The sequence below is a fragment of the Amycolatopsis sp. 195334CR genome, from assembly GCF_017309385.1.
Classification (GTDB): Bacteria; Actinomycetota; Actinomycetes; order Mycobacteriales; family Pseudonocardiaceae; genus Amycolatopsis.
The window spans coordinates 1,070,405-1,093,529 of the sequence record NZ_JAFJMJ010000002.1 but is presented as its reverse complement, the minus strand read 5'-3'; the positions used below and the strand labels follow the sequence as shown (position 1 = coordinate 1,093,529).

Genomic DNA, 23,125 nt, shown 5'->3' with positions numbered 1-23,125 from the left:
GGAAGTGCTTCGTAGAAAGGGTGGTGAACACTAGACGTACTGCCGCCGCGTCCTTCGCGGGCGCGGCGGCCGCAACCCTGTTGGTGGCGCTTCCGTCCACACCGGCCAGTGCGCACGGCACGCTGTCGAATCCGCCGAGCCGGGTCTACACGTGCAAGGAGGAGGGTCCGGAGACGCCGAAATCGGCTGCCTGCAAGGCCGCCGTGGCCGCGGGCGGCACGCAGCCGTTCTACGACTGGAACGAGGTGTCGCTGCTCGACGCGGGCGGGCGGCACCAGGAGATCATCCCGGACGGCGAGCTCTGCAGTGCCGGGCGGGCGAAGTACCGTGGTCTGGACCTTCCGCGCGCGGACTGGCCGGCCACCGCGGTCGCGCCGGGACCGCTGACCGTGACCTACCACGCGACCGCGCCGCACGCGAACAGCAACTTCGAGTTCTACGTGACCCGCGAGGGCTGGAGCCCGGACAAACCGCTGGCGTGGGCCGATCTGGTGCCGCTGGAATCGTTCCCGAACCAGAACCCCACCACGTTCACGAACTGGACGGTGACGCTGCCGCAGCGCAGTGGGCGCCACCTCCTCTACTCGATCTGGCAGCGGGTGCAGGGCAGCGCGGAGGCTTTCTACACCTGTTCCGATGTGGACTTCGGCGGCGGCACCAGCACACCGCCACCGCAGGAACCCCCGCCGCAACCCGAACCCGAACCAGAGCCACAGCAGCCCGAGCCACCGCAGCCGGAGCCGCAGCAGCCCGAACCCGAACCCCAGCAGCCGGGTGGCGGCTGGGCGGCGGGCACCACCTACCGCGTCGGCGACGAGGTCACCTTCGAGGGCACGACCTACCGCTGCCGCCAGGCGCACACCACCATCGCGGGCTGGGAACCGCCCGTGGTGCCCGCGCTGTGGCTGCCGGTCTGATGCGGTACGCCCTCGCGGTGCTCGCGCTCGCCCTGCTGGGCGCGTGCGGTCCCTCCGGCGCGGCGGAACCCGCGCCGGGTGAACCCACTCCGTACAACGCCGCCGACGTCGAATTCCTGCGGTCGATGGTGCCGCACCACGAGGAAGGGGTGCGGATCGCGGTGCTGGCGGAGCGGTCGGAACGAGAGGAGGTGCGGCTGCTCGGCGGGGCGATCGAGGCGACGCAGGTGGCCGAGATCGAGACGATGTCGAACCAGCTCGCCGAGTGGCGGCAACCGGCGACCCCGCCGCCGGACGAGCACCACCGGCACGAGGAACGGCCGAGCACGGCACCCGCCGAGCTGACCTCGCTGGAGCAGGCCACCGGCGCCGAGTTCGACCGGCGGTTCCTGAACCTGATGCTGGCCCACCAGGACGACGCCATCCAGCTGGCGCGCCAGGAAGTCCTGGCCGGTCAGGACCCGGCGACCAAGGAACTGGCGAGCCGGATCGACCGGTCCCGCTCCGCGCAGATCGAGCAGATGCTGACCCTGCTCGGCTGAGCGCGGTCCGGCGAGTTCCGCCCCGGACTCGCCGGACCGCGTGGTGTGCGCCACTCGACCGGACCACAGCACTGGTTACCCACGGGTAACCGGCGCTATGGTCACGGGTATCCCAAGTACCCGATCCGAGTGAGGAGCACCCGTGTCAGCACGAGCAGTGCGCGAGGTGGCGTTTGTCGAGGGGGTGCGCACACCGTTCGGCAAGGCAGGCGACAAGGGCATCTACGCGGGTACCCGCGCCGACGACCTGGTGGTCAAGGTCATCAGGGAACTGCTGCGGCGCCACCCGGAACTGCCGCCGGAGCGCGTGGACGAGGTGGCCGTCGCGGCCACCACCCAGACCGGCGACCAGGGGCTGACCATCGGCCGGACCGCGGCCCTGCTGGCCGGGCTGCCGAAGTCGGTGCCCGGGTTCGCCATCGACCGGATGTGCGCCGGCGCGATGACCGCGGTCACCACCACCGCCAGCGGCATCGGCTTCGGTGCCTACGACATCGCCATCGCCGGCGGGGTCGAGCACATGGGCCGCCACCCGATGGGCGAGGGCGTGGACCCGAACCCGCGCATCATCGCCGACAAGCTGGTCGACCCGACCGCGCTGGTGATGGGCCAGACCGCGGAGAACGTGCACGACCGCTTCCCGGAGATCACCAAGCAGCGCACCGACGCCTACGCCGCGCGTAGCCAGGAGCGCTACGCCGACGCGGTGAAGGCGGGCAAGATCGGCCCCGAACTGGTGCCGGTCGCCACCCGCCACGCCGAGCTGGGCTGGGGCCTGGCCACCGAGGACGAGCCGCCCCGCCCCGGCACCACGGTCGAGCAGCTCGCCGGGCTGAAGACCCCGTTCCGGCCACACGGCCGGGTCACCGCGGGCAACGCGGCCGGGCTGAACGACGGCGCCACCGGCGCCATCCTGGCCGCCGAGGAGGTGGCCAGGGAGCTGGGTCTGCCGGTCGGCATGCGCCTGGTCAGCTACGCCTTCGCCGGGGTCGAGCCCGAGGTGATGGGCATCGGCCCGGTGCCGGCCACCGAGAAGCTGCTCGCCCGCACCGGGCTGTCCATTTCGGACATCGGCCTGTTCGAGATCAACGAGGCCTTCGCCGTGCAGGTGCTGGCCTTCCTCGACCACTTCGGCATCAGCGAGGACGACCCCCGGGTCAACCAGTGGGGTGGCGCGATCGCCTGCGGGCACCCGCTCGCCTCGTCCGGCGTGCGGCTGATGACGCAGCTCTCGCGGCAGTTCGCCGAGCGCCCGGACGTGCGGTACGGCCTGACCACCATGTGCATCGGCATCGGCATGGGCGGCACGGTCATCTGGGAGAACCCGGCATGGGAGGGGAACAAGTGATTTCCGCGGCAGAGGCCGAAGCGGCCTTCCCCGACGAGGTGGTGACCCGCGCGGTCACCCGGCTGATCACCGTGCCGGGCCTGGACGGCCGGGTCGCGCTGATCACCATCGACAACGGCCACGACCACACGCGGCCGTCGACCTTCGGCCCGCAGAGCCTGGTCAGCCTGAACTCGGCGATCGACGAGGCCTTCGCGGCCGAGCCGGTGGCGATCGCGGTGACCGGCAAGCCGTTCATCTTCGCCGTCGGCGCGGACCTGTCCGGGGTGGAGCAGATCGCCGGGCGCGACCTGGCGCTGCAGATCGCGCAGACCGGGCACGACGTGTTCCGGCGGCTCACCGAGTCGAAGATCCCGACCTTCGCCTTCGTCAACGGCGCGGTGATGGGTGGCGGCCTGGAGCTGGCGCTCTCGTGCCACTACCGGACGCTGTCGGAGAACACCGCGGCGATCGCCTTTCCCGAGGTCTTCCTCGGCCTGTTCCCCGGCTGGGGCGGCACGCAACTGCTGCCGAACCTGATCGGGCCGGACGCGGCGGTCACCGTGACCATCGAGAACGCGCTGAGCCAGAACAAGATGCTCAAGCCGGCGCAGGCCGCGCAGCTGGGCATCGTGGACGAGGTGTTCGGCTCGGCGGACTACCTGGAGCAGTCGCTGCTGTGGCTGGCGAAGGTGGTCCGCGGCGAGGTCACCCCGGCCCGCCGCGAGATCGACCGCGGTGCCGGGTGGGACGCCGCGGTCGCCCGTGCGAAGTCCATTGTGGACGGCAAGACCAAGGGCGCGTCGCCGGGCGCGAACAAGGCCGTGGAGCTGCTGGAGCTGGCGCGGGCCAACGACCTCGACCGCGGGTACGCCGCGGAGACCGAGGCGCTGGCCGACGTGCTGATGACCGACACGCTGCGGGCCGGGCTGTACTCGTTCAACCTGGTCAACAAGCGCGCCAAGCGGCCGGCCGGTGCGCCGGACAGGTCGCTGGCGCGGCCGGTGAACAAGGTCGGCATCGTCGGCGCGGGCCTGATGGCCAGCCAGCTGGCGTTGCTGTTCGTGCGGCGGCTGAAGGTGCCGGTGGTGCTCACCGACATCGACCAGGAGCGCGTGGACAAGGGCGTCGGCTACGTGCACGGCGAGATCGACAAGCTGCTCGCGAAGAAGCGGGTCTCCCCCGACGCGGCGAACCGGCTCAAGGCGCTGGTGTCCGGCTCGCTGGACAAGGCCGCCTTCGCCGACGCGGACTTCGTCATCGAGGCGGTGTTCGAGGAGCTGGGCGTCAAGCAGCAGGTGTTCGCCGAGGTCGAGGCGCACGTCAAGCCCGAGGCGATCCTGGCGACGAACACCTCGTCGCTGTCGATCACCGAGATGGCCTCGAAGCTGGCGCACCCGGAACGCGTGGTGGGCTTCCACTTCTTCAACCCGGTCGCGGTGCTGCCGCTGCTGGAGATCGTGCGCGGCGAGAAGACCGACGACGCCTCGCTGGCCACCGCGTTCGCGGTCGGCAAGCAGCTGAAGAAGTCGAGCGTGCTGGTCTCGGACGCGCCCGCGTTCGTGGTGAACCGGCTGCTCACCCGCTTCCTCGGTGAGGTGCTGGCCGCGGTCGACGAGGGCACGCCGTTCGAGGTGGCCGACCGCGCGCTGGACCCGCTCGGCCTGCCGATGTCGCCGCTGACCCTGCTGCAGCTGGTCGGGCCGCCGGTGGCGCTGCACGTGGCGGAGACCATGCACCGGGCGTTCCCGGACCGGTTCGGCGTGAGCCAGAACCTGGCGAAGTTCGTCGAGGCGCGCAAGTCCGCGGTGTGGCAGTGGGACGACCAGGGCAACGCCACCGTCGACCCGGAGGTCGCCGCGCTGTGGGAGCAGGGCGATCGTCCGTCCACTGAGGAGCAGCTGCGGGAGCGGGCGCTGTCGGTGCTGGCCGAGGAGGTGCGGATCATGCTCGACGAGGGCGTGGTCGCCGAGGCGCAGGACATCGACCTGTGCCTGATCCTCGGTGCGGGCTGGCCGTTCTGGCTCGGCGGGATCACCCCGTACCTGGACCGGAGCGGGGTCTCGGAGAAGGTCAACGGCAAGCCGTTCCTGGCGCCCGGGGTCGCTTCGGTGCCTTCGGCCTGACCGTCACGGCCTACTACGCGATGTCATACGACGTCGCGTAGTAGGCTGTGCCGCGGCGGGAGCGAAGGAGCTGACGGAGATGAACGTGCTGTACAGCACCCTGGTGGTGCTGCACCTGATCGGCATGGCGGGCATTCTCGGCGGGGTCGCCGCGGAAGTGATCGCCAAGCGGACCGGGGTGCCGACCCTGGTGCTGCACAGTTCGGGCCTGCAGGTGCTGACCGGCGTGGCGCTGGTCGGCATCGCTTCGAGCGGGCTGGTCGCGGTGGAACCGAACAACGTCAAGGTCGCGGTGAAGCTGGTGATCGCGCTCGCCGTGCTGGTGGTCGCCTTCGAGGCGCACAAACCGGAGAAGCTGCCGCGGGCGGGGCTGCCCGTGGTCGGCGCCCTGGCCCTGCTGAACGTCGGCATCGCCGTCTACTGGTAGCCGTGAAGGTGGCTTTCCCGGCGCCCGGAAGCTGCCGTGAAAGCCACCTTCACCGCATCGGTCAGTCGCCCAGGGGGTTGAGCCGGGCTGGGTCACCGTCGAAGGCGAACAGCAGGAGGTCCGCCATGCCGAAGCGGCCCTCCGGGGTGCCGAACCGCGGGCGCCACTCCGGCTCCCGCAGGATCGAGTGGCGCGCGGCGTCCATGCACCGGCTGAACACCTCCGCCACGATCGTGGCCCCGACGGCGCCGAGCTTGCCGCCGTTCACCTCGGCCTCGCGCAGGATGTAGAACCACAGCGGCGTCCGGAGCGCCAGCGCCTCCCGGTGCTCCTCGCTCAGCGCGCCCAGGTTCGCCCCCTGGCCGTCGCCGGTCAGCAGTTCGTCCGCGGTCAGTTCCTTCACCCCGAAGAACGCCGCCATCTGCTGCCCGGACGCCAGCTTGACCATGTTCGCCCGGATCAGGTTGCGGTAGGCCAGGTTCCGCTGGATGTCGTCCGGCGCCAGGTTCTGCCCGCGCCCGGCGAAGGTGCCCGCGGGCAGGGTGGCGAGCGGGTTGGTGAGCAGCGTGTCGATCCGCCGCGCGACGTTGCCCTCGCCCTCGGGCACACCGAGATCCGGCCGCCCGGCACCGGGGAAGTCGTGCAGCCGCCGCCAGTCGACGATCCAGTTGGTCGGCAGGCGCAGGAACGTGCCCGCGTTCGGGTCGTCGAGGTCGGCCGGGTTCCCGGTCGGCGACAGCGTGCCCGAGGTGCCGCTGAAGATGAACAGCTGCAGCATGGTGGCGATCCCGGCGGGCGCGCCCGCGCGGAAGAACCGGTTCCACTGGTAGGTCGCGCGCGCCATGCTGTGCCCGAGCCGGAAGGCGGCCACGGAGAACTCGATCGGCATGGTCGCCGCGTCGTGCGCGTCCGGGGCCGGCTCGAAGAAGCGCCGCCCCTGGGTGAACACCTCGGTGACCACGGCCGGGTGCGCGATGCGCGGCAGGTAGTCGGTGCGCAGCAGCCACTGGTAGTGCTTCACCACCTCGGCCCTGGCCCGCTCGAACAGCTGCGCCGGCGGCACGCCCTCGGCGGCGAGCACGTCGGCCACCTTGTTGTGGAAGTGGATGAACGCCAGGTGCGTCTGCGCCACGGCCAGGTTCTCGTCGTTGCGCGCGTCCGGGATGACCGCCGCGCGCTCGTCGGCCTTGGTCTCGCCGGTGCCCTTGCGCGGCAGGTCGAACCCGGTGCGGTTGTTGTTCGCGCCGTCCAGCGGCACCGCCGCGGTGGTGCCGACCTTCAGGTGCGTGCCGTCGGCGTAGAGGTGCGCGTCCCGCTCGGGCCCCCGGCCGTAGAGCGCGTCCAGGTCGAGCGCCGGCGAGCGGCCAGCGATCAGGTCCTCCAGCGACACGTCCTCGCCGAAGTCCACCGCGGTGCGGTCCAGGGTGAGGTCGTGGTCGACGAACTGGCCGAGGTAGGTGAACCCGGCCGGGACCGGCTCCAGCCCGGCCGCGCCGTCGGTGTCCTGCTCCACCGTCATCGCCGCGGCCAGCTCCTGGCCGAGCGCCGGGTCCACCGGCTCCCCCACCGGGCCCAGCCGGGAGAACCGGAACCGCCGCAGCTCCGACCGCGCGGACGGGCGGCTGCTCATCGGGTTGCGCTCGGCGTCGAAGGAAAGATCACCTTCGCCCACCACGTAATAGCTTTCCCGGGAATGTCTGTGCATTATTAGAATCCCCCCTCGGATTCTCAGCTTTCCGGCATCTCCCCAATGCCGGTGAAACCGAGCCTACCACCACTGGCCGAGCGGGTTAGCCCGCTGAATGGAAGTGCGCGGGAATGCCCAGAAAGCGGCCGAGGTCCTCGACCTCGGCGAGCAGCGCGTCGCCCAGGCCGCCGGGCAGCTCGCCGAACGGTTCGACCCGCACCGCCAGAGTGCCCTTTTTCCTTTCCTGGCGCCAGGTTCCGACCGCCCGGCCGTTCACCAGCACGACCGGCATGATGAACCCGCCACCCGACTGGACGCGCCGGTCGTGTTCGGCGGGCACGGCGAGTTCGCGGCTGCGGTACCCGAGCAGATAGGTGTCGAAATGGCCGAGCAACCGCACCGACAATTCGTCCACAATGGGCGCTTCGACTGGATCAATGGCGGCGAAACCGGCGCGCGCCTGACGCAAGGTCAATCCGGACCAGGCCGCGAAATCCTCGGCGGTGGCCGGGGCGTAAGCGGCCAGATAACGCGCCGCCAACCGCGCCAGCGCTTCCTCTTCCGGAAGTGTCTCAAAAGGACCGACCCAGTCGGAGAACAACGCGTAGGTCGGCTCGTCGCCGTCGTCCCCGCCCCGGCAGAGCACCCCGGTCAGCGCGGCGAACGCGAGCAGGTGCGCCGGTGCCTGCGACTTCGGGTCCAGCACCACCCCGTGGGAGGCCAGTTCCGCGACGATCTCCCCGCGCGGCAGGGACCGTCCGGCCACAATGGACCGGAGCGCCGCCACCCCGCGTGCGGTGGTCTCGTCGTCCAGTCCCAGCTGGAGCCGCCGGGGCCGGCCCGCCGCGGCGAACCGCGGGCCGAGCAACCCGACGATCCACGCCACGTCCTCGGCGGCCAGCATGTGCAGCGTGCCGCGCATCGCCCAGGTGCGCACCACGGCCCCCGATGCGCACGCGGCGTCCACATCGGACGCCGTCAGCCCGGCCGAGCGCACCCGCACGCCCAGCCGGTTCGCCCGGATGTCCTGTGCCTGCAAGGCAACCACCTTGCGCACCACCTCGGCCACATCACCGCCCCTTGGCCCGGCGAGCAGCTGCGCGTGCGCTCGCGCGAACGGGACGTCGGTCACGTCGGCACCCCGGTCCTGGTCAGCGCGGGCAGGTGCACGGTCACCGAAAGACCGCCGCCCACCACGGGTTCCGCCGACACCACGCCGCCGTGCGCCTGCACCGCGGCCCGCACGATCGACAGCCCCAGCCCGGCCCCGGTCCGCGCGGTGCGGGCCACGCCCTCCCGCCGGAACGGCTCGAACAGCTCGGCCACCGTCGCCGGATCGACCAGCCCGCCCGAGGACCGCACGCGCAGCGTGGTCCACCGCGATCCCGGTTGTGTCACCGCCTCGATCCAGCCGCCGTCGACGTTGTGCCGCACCGCGTTCTCCAGCAGGTTCCCGGCGATCCGTTCCAGCAGCGCGGGATCCCCGATCGAGTAAGACGGCACCAGCTGGAAGTCGGTGCGCAGCTTGCGGCGCTCGGCTTCGCGGTACACCGCGTCCCAGGCGCTGCCGACCACCGCGGCCAGGTCCACCGGCTCGGTCGGGCCAACCCCGGCACCGTCCGTGCGCGCGAGCAGCAGCAGCGAGCTGACCAGCTGCTCGGCGCGTTCGGTGGCGTCGCGGACCACCCCGGCCATCCGCCGGAGCTCGGCCTCGTCGGCCTGGTCGTCGGCGAGCGTGACGTCCAGTTCGGTGCGGATCACCGCGAGCGGGGTGCGCAGTTCGTGGCTGGCGTTGGCGACGAACCGGCGCTGCGTGTCGAAAGCGGCCTGCAGCCGGTCGAGCATCGCGTCCAGGGTCGCGCCGAGCTCACCGAGTTCGTCCCGCGCGCCGCGGACGCCGATCCGCTCCCCCATCGACTCGATCGACAGGCGCCGCGCGGTGGTGGTCATCTCGCGCAGCGGGCGCAGCACCCGCGAGGTCAGCGTCCACGCCAGCACCGCGGTCGCCGCGACCACGCAGCAGAACGCCACCGCACCGGCGATGAGCACCTTGTCCCGCGCGTGCTCGCGCAGGTGCGCGGCGAGCACGGTGGAATCCACGTTCACCCCGTCCACCCGGACCTTGGTGCCGGGCGGCAGCTGCGGCACCGCGGCCACCGAATCGCCGACCAGCGACCAGGCCAGGTAGAGCAGCACAAGGCTGACCGCCGCGGACAGCGCGGTCGCCAGCAGCGTGATCCGGGCGCGCAGGGTGCGCACCGGGATCAACTGGAGGTGCCGGTTCACCCGTGACCGGCACCGGGTACCCGGTAGCCAGATCCCACCACGGTCTCAATGATCCCAGGTTCGCCCAGCTTCTTGCGCAGGGTCATCACGGTGACCCGCACGGTCGTGGTGAACGGGTCGGCGTTCTCGTCCCAGACCCGCTCCAGCAGCTCCTCGCTGCTGACCACCGAACCACCGGCGGAGAGCAGCACCTCCAGCACGCCGAACTCCTTGCGGGTCAGCTCCACCGGCCCGCCCGCCCGGCTGACCGTGCGCTTGGCCGGGTCGAGCCGGACGTCGCCCGCGGTCAGCAGCGGCGGCGCGGCGGGAGTGGCGCGGCGGCCCAGCGCCCGCACCCTGGCGACCAGTTCGGGGAAGGCGAACGGCTTGGCGAGGTAGTCGTCGGCCCCGAGCGACAGCCCGGCCACCCGGTCCTCGACCGTGCCGCTGGCGGTCAGCATCAGCACCCGGGTCAGCTCACCGGACTCGACGATCTCCTTGCACAGCTCGTCGCCGGACATGCCGGGCAGATCGCGGTCGAGCAGGACCACGTCGTACCGGGTGATGGTGGACTTCTCGTGGCCCTCGTCGCCGGTGAAGGCGACATCCACCGCCATGCCCTCGCGCCGCAGGCCCCTGGCGATGGCCTCGGCGAGGGGTTCTTCGTCTTCGACTACCAGAATCCGCACGGATACACAATCCCACACGATCCTGAGAGTGACCTGATCGGACAGACCCCCTCAGCGGTCCGCCCACCGCAGCGCGAACCACAGCTCCATCCGCGTTTCCGCGTCCGCGAGGTCCACCCCCAGCACCCGTTCCACCCTGGCGATCCGGTGCCGGACGCTGTTGCGGTGCACACCCAGCGCCGAGGCCGTCCGGTCCCAGCCGCCGTGGTGGGCGAGCCAGGCGCGCAGGGTGTCGAGCAGTCCGTCGTCGCCCAGCGCGCGCAACGGGGCCAGGGTGCGTTCGGCGTAGTCGGCGGCGTGCCCCGGCGGCACCAGCGCGGCCAGCCCGCTGCCGTCGGCCACCACCGGCCGCCCGAGCACCAGCGCGCGTTGCTCCAGCGCCGCCAGTTCGGCCGCGGTGTCGGGCAGCCGCTCGACCGGGTGCGGCGCGCTCACCACCACCAGCCAGCCCGCGGCGAGCAGTTCGTCGCGGGCCCGCGCGTCCGGCGGGGTGCGGACCACGGCGGTGAACCGCGGCCCGGGTTTCAGCTCCACCAGCGGGGTGTCGAGCCGGGTCCGCAGCCAGTCGTACCCGGCGGCGACGTCGCCCGGCCCGGCGCCATGGGCCATCCCGGCGACCACCCGGTAGTCGCCTTCGCCGAGCAGTTCGGCCAGCGGCGCGGCGGGCGGGTGCTCGGCCAGCACCAGCGCGGTGACCGCGCCGCCGAGCCCGGCGGTGTCCGAGCCCGCGCGGCTGGCCAGCCCGAACAGGGCCGCGCCGACCGCCACGATGGCCCGGTCGGTGCCGTCGAACCGCTCCCGCCTGCCGACCACCACCAGGTGTGACGCGGTGGCCTGGGGGTAGACCGGCTGGGCGACGACGAACGTGCCGTCGGGCAGTTCCGTGGTGGCGCTGCGGATCCCGGTTCCCCCGCGCAACCGGGCGAACAGGTCGGCCAGCTCCGGCGGGAACGGCGAGGGCACCTCGTGCTCGGCGGCCAGCGCGTCCCGCTTGCCGACCAGCGCCACCCAGCCGGACACGTGCTTGGCCAGCCCGCGCGCCAGTTCCGCAAGCCCGCCGGCGGCGGCCCTGGTCAGCGCTTCCCGCGCCTGGGTGATCCGCCGCTGCTCGCGCTGGGTGGCCTCGGCCAGCGCCACCGCGACCACCCGGTTCACCGCGATGAACGGCGTCCGCACGCCGATCACCAGCAGCGGCAGGCCCGCGCGGGCACAGGCGCGGCGCAGCGTCTCCGGCAGTTCCTCGTGCATCGGCGGGGTGATGCCGAACCCGAGCGCGGTGATGCCCGCGGCCCGCAGCCCGCGCACGTACCGGTCCACCTCGCCCTGCTCGGACGGCAAGTTCACGCCCGCGGTGAGCAGCAGTTCCTCGCCCAGCAGGTAGGGCGACGGGTCGCGCAGCTCGCACACGTGGGCCCACCGGACCGGCCGGTCGAGCGCACCCGGCCGCAGCGTCTCCAGCACCGCCTCCACCGCCAGCTCCGAGTTGCCGACGACGGCCCGTAACGGAATGTTCACCGGAGTGCCGAAGGTTTCCGAATTCCTGGCCACAACGACCAGAGAGTACTCGACATTGAGACAGATCATCCCATTCAGGCGATCGGAATCCGGACCTACGGTGGCCCGAACACGCCCCTGTCCTAGGAGGAACCCGTGGTCGCGGACTATGTGGTGATCGCGCTCTACATCGCCGGCATGCTCGGCATCGGCTGGTACGGGCTGCGCCTGGCCAGGACCAAGAGCGACTACCTGGTGGCCGGCCGCAGGCTCGGCTGGTTCATGTACTCGGGCACGATGTCGGCGGTGGTGCTGGGCGGCGCCTCCACCGTCGGCGGGGTCAAGCTCGGCTACACCTGGGGCATCTCCGGCGCCTGGCTGGTGGTCTCGATCGGGCTCGGCATCCTGGTGCTGCACGCGCTGTTCGCGCGGCGGCTGGTGAAGCTGAAGGTCTACACCGTCAGCGAGATGCTCGACCTGCGCTACGGCGGGAAGTCCGCCTCGACCATCTCGGGCATCGTGATGTGGGCGTACACGCTGATGCTCACGGTCACCTCGACGCTGGCCTTCGCCACCGTGTTCAAGGTGCTGCTGGACATCCCGGAGTGGACCGGCATCGCCATCGGCGGCGGCATCGTGGTGCTCTACTCGGTGCTCGGCGGCATGTGGTCGATCACCCTGACCGACATCGCGCAGTTCGTCATCAAGACCATCGGCATCCTGCTGGTGCTGCTGCCGGTCTCGGTCAGCGCGGCGGGCGGCTTCGGCGGCATGGCCGACCGGCTCGACGCCAGCTTCTTCGACTTCACCAGCATCGGCACCGGTTCGATCATCACCTACGTGCTGACCTACGGCTTCGGCCTGCTGATCGGTCAGGACATCTGGCAGCGCGTGTTCACCGCGCGGACCCCGCGCGTGGCGACCGGCGGCGGCATCGGCTCCGGCGTCTACTGCCTCATCTACGGGCTCGCGGGCGCGTTGATCGGGGCGGCGGCGAAGGTGCTGTACCCCACGCTCGCCAGCGCGCAGGACGCCTTCGCCACGATCGTGGAGGACCTGCTGCCCGCCGGGGTGCGCGGGCTGGTGCTGGCCGCGGCGCTGTCGGCGATGATGTCCACCGCCAGCGGCGCGCTGATCGCCTGCTCCACGGTGAGCACCACCGACCTGATGGCGAAGCTGCGCGGGAAGGCCGCGTCGTCGGGCAACAACGCCGAGGACGCCGAGGTGAGCAAGAACCGGGTCACCACGCTGGTGCTCGGCCTGGTCGCGATCGGCATCGCGATGGTGGTCACCGACGTGGTGGCCGCGCTGACCATCGCCTACAACATCCTGGTCGGCGGCCTGCTGGTGGCGATCCTCGGCGGGCTGTTCTGGAAGCGCGGCACCCGGCAGGGCGCGGTCGCCTCGATGGCGGTCGGCGCGCTGGCCGCGATCGTGCTGATGATCGTCGACGGCATGGACGCGAATTCGCCGATCTACTGGGGCCTCGGCAGCAGCCTGCTGGTCTACCTGGTGGTCAGCCTGGCCACCCCGCCCACCCCGGCCGCCGTGCTCGGCCACTGGAGCGACCGGCTCGCCGGCCGCGAAACCGTTGCAGCAGAGAAGGAGTTCACGCAGTGACGCAGCAGTCCCCGATCGGTCCCGTCGATTCGTCCCGGGTGCCGAGGTTCGCCGGGTTCGCCACCTTCGCCCGGCTGCCGAGGGCGGACCAGGTCGACCGCGCCGACGTGGCCGTGGTCGGGGTGCCGTTCGACGCCGGGGTGTCCTACCGGCCGGGCGCGCGGTTCGGCCCCGCCGCGCTGCGCGAGGCCAGCCGCCTGCTGCGGCCGTACCACCCGGAACTGGACGTGTCGCCGTTCGCCACCGCGCAGGTGGTCGACGCCGGGGACATCGCGATCAACCCGTTCAACATCGGCGAGGCGATCGAAACCCTGCAGCACGAGGCGGAAGCGCTCACCGCGGACGGCACGAAGCTGGTCACCGTCGGCGGTGACCACACCATCGCGCTGCCGCTGCTGCGCGCGGCGGCGAAGAAGCACGGGCCGGTGGCGCTGCTGCACTTCGACGCGCACCTGGACACCTGGGACACCTACTTCGGCGAGCCGTACACGCACGGCACGCCGTTCCGCCGGGCGTCCGAGGAAGGCATTCTCGACACCAGCGCACTGTCCCATGTGGGCACTCGGGGTCCGTTGTACGGCAAGCGGGATCTCGAAGAGGACCGCAGGCTCGGCTTCGGCATCGTCACCTCCGGCGACGTCATGCGGCGTGGGGTGGCGGAAACCGTGGACGCGCTGCGGCAGCGGATCGGCAACCGGCCGCTGTACGTCTCCATCGACATCGACGTGCTCGACCCGGCGCACGCCCCCGGCACCGGCACCCCCGAGGCCGGCGGCATGACCAGCCGGGAGCTGCTGGAGATCGTGCGCGGCCTGCGCGGGCTCAACCTGATCGGCGGTGACGTGGTGGAACTGGCCCCGGCCTACGACCACGCGGAGATCACCGCGATCGCCGCCTCGCACGTGGCCTACGACCTGGTCAGCCTGCTCGCGCTCGGGAAGTCCGCATGAGGATCGGCGGCGACCTGGTGGTCGAGACGCTGCGGGCGCTCGGCGCGGACACCGTGTTCGGGCTGCCCGGCCAGCACGCGCTCGGCCTGTTCGAGGCGCTGCGGCGGACACCGGAGCTGCGGCTGGTCGGCGCGCGCGTGGAGAACAACCTCGCCTTCGCCGCCGACGGCCACGCCCGCGCGCGGCTCGATGCCGGCGGACCGGTGCCGGTGACCCCGATGATCGTCTCCACCGGGCCGGGCGCGTTGCTGACCTTGGCTTCGCTGCAGGAATCCCGGGCGTCCTCGGTCCCGGTGCTGGGCATCTCCAGCCAGGTCCCGGCGGCCGGGCTCGGCGGCGGGCGGCACGGTTACCTGCACGAACTCCCCGACCAGGCGGCGAGCTTCCGCGACGTGGTGAAGTCGGTGCACGTGGCGCGCACGGCGAGCCAGATCCCGACCGCCCTGCGCGAGGCGTGGGAGTCGGCGGCCACCGTGCCGTACGGCCCGGTGTGGGTGGAGATCCCACAGGACGTGCTGCTGGCCCCGGCCGCGCTGCCGCCGATCACCTCGGTGACCGCCACGCCGAAACCGCTCGCGCCGCTGCCGGAGTTGATCACCGAAGCGGCTCGCCTGCTGGGCGCGGCGCAGAACCCGGTGATCCTCGCGGGCGGCGGTGTGGTGCGCTCCGGCGCCAAGGCGGAACTCCGGGCGCTGGCCGAACTCGTCCGCGCGCCGGTGCTGTCCTCCTTCGGTGGCAAGGGATCCATCGCCTGGGACCACCCGCTGTCCGGGCAGTCCTGGCTGGAGGACTGGCATTCCACCGAGCTGCTGGCCGGCGCCGATGTGCTGCTGGTGCTCGGTTCCGGGCTCGGCGAGCTGACCAGCAACTACCACCGGTTCACCCCGCGCGGCCGGATGATCCAGATCGAGGCCGACGCCGGGAAGCTGGAGTCCAACCACCCGGCGCTGGGCATCCACGCCGACGTCCGGCTGGCGCTGGCCGCGCTGCTGGAGGCGACCCCGGCCAGGGAAGCGGACGGACGCGCCGAAGCGGTGGTCGCCGACCTGCTGGGCAAGGTTCGCGACCGCATCGGCGGGCAGTCTCTCGAACTGGAGCAACGCGTGCTCGCCGAGGTCCGCGCCGCCCTGCCCGAAGGCACCCCGAGCTTCTGGGACATGACCGTGCTCGGGTACTGGGCCTGGTCGGCCTGGAACGCCGACGGCGCCCCGATCCACACCGCGCAGGGCGCGGGCGGGCTGGGCTACGGCCTGCCGGGCGCGCTCGGCGCGGCCGCCGCCCGCCGCGGGCCGGCGCTGGCGGTGTCCGGCGACGGCGGCGCGATGTACGGCATCGCGGAACTGGCCACGGCCGCCCAGCACGGGCTGGACGTCACCTGGCTCATCGTCGACGATGGTGGGTACGGGATCCTCCGCGAGTACATGACCGGCGCCTTCGGCCAGGCGCACGCCACCGAGCTCTCCCGGCCGGACTTCGTCGCGCTGGCCCAGTCCTTCGGCGTGCCTGCCCAGCTATCCACAGTGGACAGCCTGCGAGCGGACCTCGCCGGGGCGCTGGCCGCGCCGGGGCCGAGCGTGGTGGTGCTGCCCGCACTGCTGCGCATGTTCGAACCCACCCACCTCGACCAGTGAGGGAACGCATGAACTTCGTCGACGGCAAGGAAGTACCCGCCGCGGGCGGGCGGACGCTGGACCTGACCGATCCCGCCACCGGCGAGGTGTTCGGCACCAGCCCGTTGTCCGAACAGTCCGATGTGGACGCCGCGCTGGAGTCGGCGAAGCTGGCGTTCCGCGCGTGGCGCCGCAGCACCCCGGCCCAGCGGCAGCTGGCCCTGCTGAAGATCGCCGACGCGCTGGAGGCCCGCGCCGAGGAGTTCGCCGACGCCGAGGTCCGCGAGACCGGCAAGATCCGCCGTGTGGTGCTCGAAGAGGAGATCCCGGAAAGCGTGAGCGCGCTGCGGTTCTTCGCCGGTGCCGCGCGACAGCTCGACGGCACCGCGTCCGCGGAGTACCTGCCGGGGCACACCTCCTCGATCCGGCGGGAGCCGGTGGGCGTGTGCGCGCAGATCGCGCCGTGGAACTACCCGCTGATGATGGGGGTCTGGAAGATCGCCCCCGCGCTCGCCGCCGGGAACACCGTGGTGCTGAAACCGGCCGAGACCACGCCGGGCAGCGCGGTGCTGCTGGCGAAGGTGGCGGCCGAGTTCCTGCCCGCCGGGGCGTTCAACGTGCTCTGCGGTGACCGCGACACCGGGCGCGCGCTGGTCCGCCACCCGATCCCGGAACTGGTCTCGATCACCGGCTCCACCCGCGCCGGGATCGACGTGGCCACCGTCGCGGCCGCCGACCTCAAGCGCACGCACCTCGAACTCGGTGGCAACGCGCCACTCCTGGTCTTCGAGGACGTCAACCTGGAAGAAGCCGCCGACGGCATCGTCGGTGCCGCGTTCTACAACGCGGGCCAGGACTGCACCGCGGGCAGCCGGGTGCTGGTGCACGAGTCCATCCACGACGAGTTCACCGCCGTGCTGGCGAAAGCGGCCTCGGCGAACCGGCCCGGCATCGACTTCGGCCCGCTGAACAGCGCGGCCCAGCTGGACCGGGTGCGCGGGCTGATCGACCGGTTGCCGTCGCACGCCACCGTGCACACCGGCGGCACCAGTCCCGACGGCCCGGGGTACTACTTCGAGCCCACCGTGGTTTCCGGGCTGCGCCAGGACGACGAGATCGTGCAGGAGGAGATCTTCGGCCCGGTGATCACCGTGCAGCGGTTCGGCGGTGAGGCCGAAGCCGTCGAACTGGCCAACGGCGTGCCGTACGGGCTGGCGTCCTCGGTGTGGACGAACGACCACTCACGGGCGGTACGCGTCTCCGGTGAACTCGACTTCGGCTGCGTGTGGATCAACACGCACGGGCCACTGGCCGCCGAAATGCCGCACGGCGGTTTCGACCATTCGGGCCACGGCAAGGACCTTTCGGCCTATTCGTTCGCCGAGTACACCCGGGTCAAGCACGTGATGACGCGGTACGAGTAGTCACAGCACGGCCCACGACGGCCACCAGGGCGGATGGCCCCCAGCACAACCGGGGGCCACCTGCTCCGGCGACCACACCGCCATGCTGATCCAGACCGACGCGGCCACCAGCACCGCGGTCAGCAGCAGGCAGGCGAGCACCCCGGCGAACCGCGCCGCGGCGGTGTCCCCGTTGAGGAACAACGGGAACAGCCCGGCGTAGAGCAGGGTGAACGCGAGGAAGTTCACCGCCCACAACACCGGCTGCACGGAGAACACGAGCAGACCGGAGTTCTCGAAGGCGGACATGCCGACCACGCACAGATCACGGGCCGAGGACAGCAGGTAGAGGTCCAGCCAGGACACGGCGGTACCCAGCCCGGCACCGGCCACGCCGAGCGCGACCACGGTGCGGGACGGACCGGCCACCACCAGCTGTCGGGTCACCGTTCCACTGTGGCAGCGGCGGATAACGCGCAGACAACGAAGGACGGGTGCGAGATGCCCAAGATCACCACGGTGGAGCACAACGGCATCGCGCCGATCCCGGTGCGGGAGCAAACTTCCCGGCCGCGCGACCTGTTCCGGCTCGCCTTCGGTGGCGCGAACACGTTCGCCACCATCATTCTCGGCACGCTGCCGATCGCCTACGGGCTGGGGTTCTGGGCCGCCGCCGCGGCGACGGTCACCGGGGTGCTGGCCGGCGCGTGCGTGCTGGCGCCGATGGGCTTGTTCGGGCCGGTGACCAGGACGAACAACGCGGTGTCCTCCGGCGCGCACTTCGGCGTGGTCGGCCGGTGCGTCGGCTCGTTCCTGTCGCTGCTCACCGCGATCACCTTCTTCGCCATCTCGGTGTGGGTCAGCGGGGACGCGGTCGCCGGTGCGGCGCAACGGTTGTTCGGCTTCGACGGCGGCGCGGTGCTGCGGGGCGTGGCGTACGGCGTGATCGCCGTGGCCACGCTGGTGGTCTGCATCTACGGCTACCGGTTCATGTTGCTGATCAACCGGATCGCGGTCAGCCTCGGCACGCTCATCATGCTGCTCGGGATTTTCGCATATGGTGGGAAGTTCGACCCGTCGTTCGCCGGTACCGGCGAGTACGCGCTCGGCACCTTCTGGCCGACGTGGATCCTGGCCGCGCTGACCGTGATGGCGAACCCGATCTCGTTCGGCGCCTTCCTCGGTGACTGGTCGCGCTACATCCCGGCCACGCACAGCCGCCGGTCCCTGCTGGCGGCGCCGTTCCTGGCGCAGGTGGCCACGCTGCTGCCGTTCGGGTTCGGCATCGCCACCGCCACCCTGGTCACCGACGCGGGCGACTACATCGCCGGGCTGACCGCGATTTCCCCGCTGTGGTACGCCATTCCGCTCATCGTGGTGGCGCTGATCGGCGGCTTGTCCACCGGTACCACCGCGTTGTACGGCACCGGGCTGGACTTCAGCTCGATCTTCGTGCGGTTGAGCCGGGTCCGGGCGACGCTGCTGATCGGCTCGCTCTCGGTGGTGTTCATCTTCGTCGGGAACTTCGCGCTGGACATGGTCTCGAGCATCAACGCCTTCGCCACGCTGATCGTGCTGTGCACCTCGCCGTGGATGGTGATCATGATGATCGGCTACCTGATCCGGCGCGGCTACTACGACCCGGTGGACCTGCAGGTGTTCAACGAGGGGCGCAAGGGCGGGCGGTACTGGTTCACCCGCGGGGTGAACTGGCGGGCGATGGCGGCCTGGCTCCCGGCGACCACGCTCGGCCTGCTCACCGCGAACACGCCGATGATCGCCGGGCCGCTGCGCGAGGTCGCGGGCGGGGTGGACATCAGCCTGCCGGTCACCCTGCTCACCGCGGCGGTCACCTACCCGGTCCTGCTGCGCCTCTTCCCGGAACCGCGCGAGGTCCTCGCCCCCGACGACCGGGCCCCGGTCCCCGCCTGAGGCACACGAACGTGGCTTTCGGGGCCGATTTCGCCCCCGAAAGCCGCATTCGTGTCCTCGGGCTACTTCGCCAGGTCGACGGTCACCGGGGGTTGGCCGGGTAGCCGCACCTGCACCTGCACCGCGGTGTCGGGCAGCAGGGCGGCGTCGGTGAAGTTGCCTTCCCAGGTCTCCCCGGTGCGGTAGCTCAGCTGCGCGCCCTTCGCCGCGACCACCCAGCCCTGCCCGTCCGGCAGCCGGAAGCGCACCGGCAGCGTCGCCGCCGGGTCCACCGGGTCGCCCGCCAGCGCGGTCTCCACCGAACCGTCCGCCCGCTGGAGCACCGCGTACACCCGGCTCGGGTTGCTGCCGGCGTGGGCGTGCTCGCCGACCAGCGCCGTCCGGCCGTCACCGAGACCGGCGACCACCAGCCACGGCACCGAGCCGTCGAACGGCATCGCCGTGTACTGGTCGAACAGCCCGGACGACGCCAGTCCCTGCCCGAACTCGAACACCCCGCTGTCCCGCGCGCCCCCGACCCGAGCCACGAACGGCTCACCGGCGACCCGCCACGGCAGGCCCTCCGGCACCTTCGGCAGCCCCTGCCCCGCCGGCAGCCGCAGGTACGCGCCGGACGACGACACCGGCACCACGTCCCGCAGCCCGGCGTCCGCCCCCGGCGCCCGGTTGATCAGCCTGGCGTCGATCGGCCCGGTGTCCTCGGGCACGGTGGTGATCGCCACCCCGTCGGCCACCCGCAGCTCCCGCCATTCCCGGCGGGCCTTGCCATCCGGCCCGAACACCGGCTTCGCCGACAGGTACAGCGGGGTGCCCTGGTCGATGGCCAGCACGGTGCGATCGTCGCGCCCGAACCGGAAGGCGCCGGTGTCGGCCAGTCCCGCCTCCGGGTGGGCCATGTCGAGCAGTTTCACCGCCCCGTCCCCGGGATCCCGGCCGACCACGCCGTACAGCGTCCTGGCCGAGCCCGCCGGCAGCCGGACCGCCTGCGCGAGCACCGCCGCGGGCCCGTCCGGGGTGTTGCCCGCCCAGTAGACGTGCGGTTCACCGGCCCGGTCGTTCAGCATTCCGTCCACATTGTACGGAGAAGTGTCCAAACCGGACTTCCAGGCACCGGCCGCACCGGCCAGGAACCCGTCGTCGCCGGCGAGGTCCCCGCGCGTCGGCTGGTCCAGCAGCGAGGCCGCGGCCACCTGGACCGAGCCCGGTTGCCAGCTCCCGAACGCCACCCCGCCGGCCAGCGCCCCGGCCACCAGCACGCCACCGGCCACCGTCATCCGGCGACGCGCCAGCCGCCGCCTGCCGCCTCGCAGCACCCCGGCGGTGAACCCCGGCCGCGGCTCCACCTCCCCCGTCGCCGCGCGCAGCGCCCGGCCCAGTTCCTCGGTCTCCATCATCGGCTCCCGTTCAGCACGTCGTCGCTCGTCCCCAGCAGTTCGCGCAGCCTGGCCAGCCCCCGCGAGGTCTGGCTCTTGACCGTGCCCGGCGAGCAGCTCATCGCCGCCGCGGTGTCCGCTTCGGACAGGTCGTCGAAGAAACGCAGCACCAGCACCGCCCGCATCTTCTCGGGCAGTGCGGCCAGCGCGCGCACCACATGATCTCGGTCCACAACGGACTCTTCCGGCCCGCGCACGGAAGGCGCGGCCGTGTCGTGCAACGGGGCCTCGGCGACGCGGCGCGAGCGGCGCCGCCACCGGTTCGCCGACGCGTTCGCCAGCGCGGCCCGCGCGTACGCCTCCGGTTCACCCCGGATGCGGCGCCAGCGCGGGTACATCCGCTCCAGCACGTCCTGGAGCAGGTCCTCGGCCGCACCCCGGTCGCCGCCGCACAGCAGGTACGCCGTGCGCAGCAGCGCCGGGGAGCGGGCGGAGACGAAGCCCTCGAAATCTCCCGTGTCCTTCACCGAACCCCCTTGGTGGTGTCCTCACGAGGCATCACACCGGGGAGCGCGGGAAGGTTGAGTCAGTCCTGCGGGGCGTTGACGCGAGCGTCCTGGCCGACCAGGTTCGAGGCCCATTCGGTGACCTTGCGCGCCACGTCCTGCGCGGTCAGCCCGACCTCGGCCAGCACCTCGTCCCGCGTGCCGTGCTCCAGGAAGCGTTGCGGCACGGCGAGATCCCGCACCGGCACCGCGCAGTCGGCGTCCCGGAAGGCGGCGGCCAGCAGCGAGCCGAAGCCGCCGTGGCGCCCGTTGTCCTCCACGGTGACCACCAGCCGGTGCGCCTCGGCCAGCGCGGTCAGCTCACCGGGCACCGGCAGCACCCACCGCGGGTCCACCACGGTGACGCCGATGCCCTGGTCGGCCAGCCGGTCCGCGGCGGCCAGCCCGAGCTTGGCGAAGGCACCGACGGCCACCAGCAGCACGTCTGCCCCGGCCCCGTCGGCCGGGCGGCGCAGCACGTCGACCACGCCGAGCCGGTCCACCGCGGGCACCGACTCGATCACGCCACCACGGGAGAACCGCAGCGCGGTCGGCCCGTCGGACACGGCCACCGCCTCGCGCAACTCCTCCCGCAGGGTCACCGCGTCACGCGGCGCGGCCACCCGCATCCCGGGCACCAGGCCGAGCAGCGACAGGTCCCACATGCCGTGGTGGCTGGCGCCGTCCGGGCCGGTGATGCCGGCCCGGTCCAGCACGAAGGTGACCGCCTGCCGGTGCAGCGCCACGTCCATCAGCACCTGGTCGAACGCGCGGTTGAGGAAGGTGGCGTAGATGGCCACCACCGGGTGCATCCCGCCCATCGCCAGCCCGGCGGCCGAGGCCACCGCGTGCTGCTCGGCGATCCCGACGTCGAACCAGCGGTCCGGGTGGGCCTCGGCGAACTTGTGCAGCCCGGTCGAGCGCAGCATGGCCGCGGTGATCGCCACCACGTCCTCGCGCTCCTCGCCGATCGCGGCCAGCTCGTCGCCGAACACCCCGGTCCAGCTCGGGCCCTTGACCGGCGGCAGCCCGGTCTCCGGGTCCAGCGGATCGGTCTGGTGCATCTGGTCGGCCTCGTGGTTGACCGCGGGCGGGTAACCGTGGCCCTTCTCGGTCACCGCGTGCACGATCACCGGCCCGCCGAAGGCCTTCGCGCTGTGCAGCGCCTTCTCCAGCGCGGGCAGGTCGTGGCCGTCGACCGGGCCGACGTACTTGAGGCCGAGGTCGGCGAACATGCGCTGCGGGCTGACCGCGTCCTTGAGCCCGGCCTTGGCCGCGTGCAGCGCGGCGTAGATCGGCTTGCCCACGATCGGGGTGCGCCGCAGCAGTTCGCGGCCGCCGTCGAGCAGCCGCTCGTACCCGGGGCGCAGGCGCAGCGAGGCCAGGTGCTCGGCGAGCCCGCCGATGGTCGGCGAGTAGGAGCGGCCGTTGTCGTTGACCACGATCACCACCGGCCGGTGCGGGGCGGCGGCGATGTTGTTCAGCGCCTCCCAGCACATGCCGCCGGTCAGCGCGCCGTCGCCGACCACGGCCACCGCGTGCCTGCCGCCGCCACCCAGCTCGAACGCCTTCGCCAGGCCGTCCACATAGGACAAAGCGGCCGAGGCGTGGCTGTTCTCCACCAGGTCGTGCTCGCTCTCGGCGCGCGAGGGGTAGCCGGTCAGCCCGCCCTGCTGGCGCAGCCCGTCGAAGCCGGGGTGCCTGCCGGTGACGATCTTGTGCACGTAGCTCTGGTGCCCGACGTCCCAGACGATCGCGTCGGACGGCGAGTCGAACACCCGGTGCAGGGCCATGGTCAGCTCCACCACGCCCAGGTTCGGGCCGAGGTGACCACCGGTCCGGCACACCTTCTCGACCAGGAAGTCCCGGATCTCCCCGGCCAGCTGCTCCAGCTCGCCGGGTTCCAGCCGCTTCAGGTCCGCCGGTCCGTGCACGGAATCCAGCAACGTCACGCTCCACCTCGCCCGCTCGACCAAGTCCGTCGACCGCCCAGTCTACGGAGCCGGGTGACCGCCGGATCCGCCACGCGGCTGGCATCACGTCACGACCGGGTGATCCGGGCCCTGGCCTGCGGCGGAGCAACCCGCTTCACCTGGCCGTCAATGGTTGGAAACAAACCATCAATATCGAAAGTATGTGAAGCGCCTCTCACTTGATCCGGTTGCTCTAGCCAGCCGGGTGGTCACTGCTCGTAGCGTGACCCCCGCGAAAGGCTCGA

Annotated in this window: 19 protein-coding genes; 10 read left to right on the top strand and 9 right to left on the bottom strand. The window is 71.9% G+C overall.

Annotated features, from left to right (window positions below; translation table 11 throughout):
• The first annotated feature begins 23 nt into the window (after nt 1-23).
• The 5 genes from JYK18_RS28110 (at nt 24) to JYK18_RS28090 (ending at nt 5,339) form a co-directional block, all read left to right on the top strand.
• Nucleotides 24-917, top strand: coding sequence for a lytic polysaccharide monooxygenase (locus tag JYK18_RS28110; protein WP_206806459.1), 894 nt, complete (start codon nt 24-26; stop codon nt 915-917).
• Entirely contained in the window at nt 902-1,459 is a 558-nt protein-coding gene (locus JYK18_RS28105; protein ID WP_206806458.1) for a DUF305 domain-containing protein, read from the top strand. The genes JYK18_RS28110 and JYK18_RS28105 overlap by 16 nt, the downstream gene beginning before the upstream one ends.
• 157 nt (nt 1,460-1,616) lie before the next feature.
• Entirely contained in the window at nt 1,617-2,807 is a 1,191-nt protein-coding gene (locus JYK18_RS28100; protein WP_206808168.1) for a thiolase family protein, read from the top strand.
• Nucleotides 2,804-4,912, top strand: a complete 2,109-nt coding sequence (locus tag JYK18_RS28095) for a 3-hydroxyacyl-CoA dehydrogenase NAD-binding domain-containing protein (RefSeq protein ID WP_307796098.1) — start codon at nt 2,804-2,806, stop codon at nt 4,910-4,912. The genes JYK18_RS28100 and JYK18_RS28095 overlap by 4 nt, the downstream gene beginning before the upstream one ends.
• A gap of 79 nt (nt 4,913-4,991) precedes the next feature.
• The gene (locus tag JYK18_RS28090; RefSeq protein ID WP_206806456.1) at nt 4,992-5,339 is read left to right on the top strand and encodes a hypothetical protein; all 348 of its coding nucleotides are present in this window, start codon (nt 4,992-4,994) and stop codon (nt 5,337-5,339) included.
• A 61-nt stretch (nt 5,340-5,400) separates the two neighbouring features.
• Here the strand turns inward: JYK18_RS28090 and JYK18_RS28085 are convergent, their stop codons facing one another.
• From JYK18_RS28085 to JYK18_RS28065, 5 genes are all read right to left on the bottom strand, one after another.
• Entirely contained in the window at nt 5,401-7,044 is a 1,644-nt protein-coding gene (locus JYK18_RS28085) for a heme peroxidase family protein (protein WP_206806455.1), read from the bottom strand.
• 85 nt (nt 7,045-7,129) lie between these two features.
• Nucleotides 7,130-8,158: a winged helix DNA-binding domain-containing protein gene (locus JYK18_RS28080; RefSeq protein ID WP_206806454.1), complete on the bottom strand. Its 1,029-nt coding sequence runs from the start codon at nt 8,156-8,158 to the stop codon at nt 7,130-7,132.
• Entirely contained in the window at nt 8,155-9,312 is a 1,158-nt protein-coding gene (locus JYK18_RS28075) for a HAMP domain-containing sensor histidine kinase (protein WP_307796097.1), read from the bottom strand. Before JYK18_RS28075 ends, JYK18_RS28080 begins: the two co-directional genes overlap by 4 nt.
• Complete coding sequence (locus JYK18_RS28070) at nt 9,309-9,980, bottom strand: response regulator transcription factor (RefSeq protein ID WP_162788461.1); 672 nt, start codon at nt 9,978-9,980, stop codon at nt 9,309-9,311. Before JYK18_RS28070 ends, JYK18_RS28075 begins: the two co-directional genes overlap by 4 nt.
• A 51-nt stretch (nt 9,981-10,031) precedes the next feature.
• Nucleotides 10,032-11,495 (bottom strand): PucR family transcriptional regulator, encoded by a 1,464-nt coding sequence (locus JYK18_RS28065; protein ID WP_307796096.1) that lies wholly within the window; start codon nt 11,493-11,495, stop codon nt 10,032-10,034.
• Nucleotides 11,496-11,630: 135 nt separating this feature from the next.
• Here JYK18_RS28065 and JYK18_RS28060 point away from each other — a divergent pair, with 135 nt between their 5' ends.
• The 4 genes from JYK18_RS28060 to JYK18_RS28045 are packed head-to-tail and all read left to right on the top strand — an operon-like array spanning nt 11,631 to nt 17,078.
• Nucleotides 11,631-13,094 (top strand): sodium:solute symporter, encoded by a 1,464-nt coding sequence (locus JYK18_RS28060; RefSeq protein WP_206806452.1) that lies wholly within the window; start codon nt 11,631-11,633, stop codon nt 13,092-13,094.
• On the top strand, nt 13,091-14,044 hold the full coding sequence (gene speB, locus JYK18_RS28055; RefSeq protein WP_206806451.1) for an agmatinase: 954 nt from the start codon (nt 13,091-13,093) through the stop codon (nt 14,042-14,044). The genes JYK18_RS28060 and speB overlap by 4 nt, the downstream gene beginning before the upstream one ends.
• Nucleotides 14,041-15,675 (top strand): thiamine pyrophosphate-binding protein, encoded by a 1,635-nt coding sequence (locus tag JYK18_RS28050; RefSeq protein WP_206806450.1) that lies wholly within the window; start codon nt 14,041-14,043, stop codon nt 15,673-15,675. The genes speB and JYK18_RS28050 overlap by 4 nt, the downstream gene beginning before the upstream one ends.
• Nucleotides 15,676-15,683: 8 nt before the next feature.
• The gene (locus tag JYK18_RS28045; RefSeq protein ID WP_206806449.1) at nt 15,684-17,078 is read left to right on the top strand and encodes a gamma-aminobutyraldehyde dehydrogenase; all 1,395 of its coding nucleotides are present in this window, start codon (nt 15,684-15,686) and stop codon (nt 17,076-17,078) included.
• On the opposite strand, the gene JYK18_RS28040 is transcribed toward JYK18_RS28045, so the two are convergent.
• Complete coding sequence (locus tag JYK18_RS28040) at nt 17,079-17,504, bottom strand: hypothetical protein (RefSeq protein ID WP_206806448.1); 426 nt, start codon at nt 17,502-17,504, stop codon at nt 17,079-17,081.
• A 54-nt stretch (nt 17,505-17,558) separates the two neighbouring features.
• On the opposite strand from JYK18_RS28040, the gene JYK18_RS28035 reads away from it, so the two are divergent.
• Nucleotides 17,559-18,989 carry a cytosine permease gene (locus JYK18_RS28035; protein WP_206806447.1) on the top strand — a complete coding sequence of 477 codons (1,431 nt, stop codon included), beginning with the start codon at nt 17,559-17,561 and terminating at the stop codon, nt 18,987-18,989.
• Between the two features lie 62 nt (nt 18,990-19,051).
• On the opposite strand, the gene JYK18_RS28030 is transcribed toward JYK18_RS28035, so the two are convergent.
• The 3 genes from JYK18_RS28030 to dxs are packed head-to-tail and all read right to left on the bottom strand — an operon-like array spanning nt 19,052 to nt 22,859.
• Nucleotides 19,052-20,380, bottom strand: coding sequence for a hypothetical protein (locus tag JYK18_RS28030; protein ID WP_206806446.1), 1,329 nt, complete (start codon nt 20,378-20,380; stop codon nt 19,052-19,054).
• Complete coding sequence (locus JYK18_RS28025; protein WP_206806445.1) at nt 20,380-20,889, bottom strand: SigE family RNA polymerase sigma factor; 510 nt, start codon at nt 20,887-20,889, stop codon at nt 20,380-20,382. Before JYK18_RS28025 ends, JYK18_RS28030 begins: the two co-directional genes overlap by 1 nt.
• A 59-nt stretch (nt 20,890-20,948) precedes the next feature.
• Nucleotides 20,949-22,859 (bottom strand): 1-deoxy-D-xylulose-5-phosphate synthase, encoded by a 1,911-nt coding sequence (dxs, locus tag JYK18_RS28020; protein ID WP_206806444.1) that lies wholly within the window; start codon nt 22,857-22,859, stop codon nt 20,949-20,951.
• Nucleotides 22,860-23,125: the final 266 nt, after the last annotated feature.

Bases quoted from the DNA above. Each gene is read 5' to 3' on its own strand.
- JYK18_RS28090 (WP_206806456.1), top strand. From the start codon at position 4,992: ATGAACGTGCTGTACAGCACCCTGGTGGTGCTGCACCTGATCGGCATG.
- JYK18_RS28085 (WP_206806455.1), bottom strand. From the start codon at position 7,044: ATGCACAGACATTCCCGGGAAAGCTATTACGTGGTGGGCGAAGGTGAT.
- JYK18_RS28050 (WP_206806450.1), top strand. From the start codon at position 14,041: ATGAGGATCGGCGGCGACCTGGTGGTCGAGACGCTGCGGGCGCTCGGC.
- JYK18_RS28045 (WP_206806449.1), top strand. From the start codon at position 15,684: ATGAACTTCGTCGACGGCAAGGAAGTACCCGCCGCGGGCGGGCGGACG.
- JYK18_RS28035 (WP_206806447.1), top strand. From the start codon at position 17,559: ATGCCCAAGATCACCACGGTGGAGCACAACGGCATCGCGCCGATCCCG.
- JYK18_RS28030 (WP_206806446.1), bottom strand. From the start codon at position 20,380: ATGGAGACCGAGGAACTGGGCCGGGCGCTGCGCGCGGCGACGGGGGAG.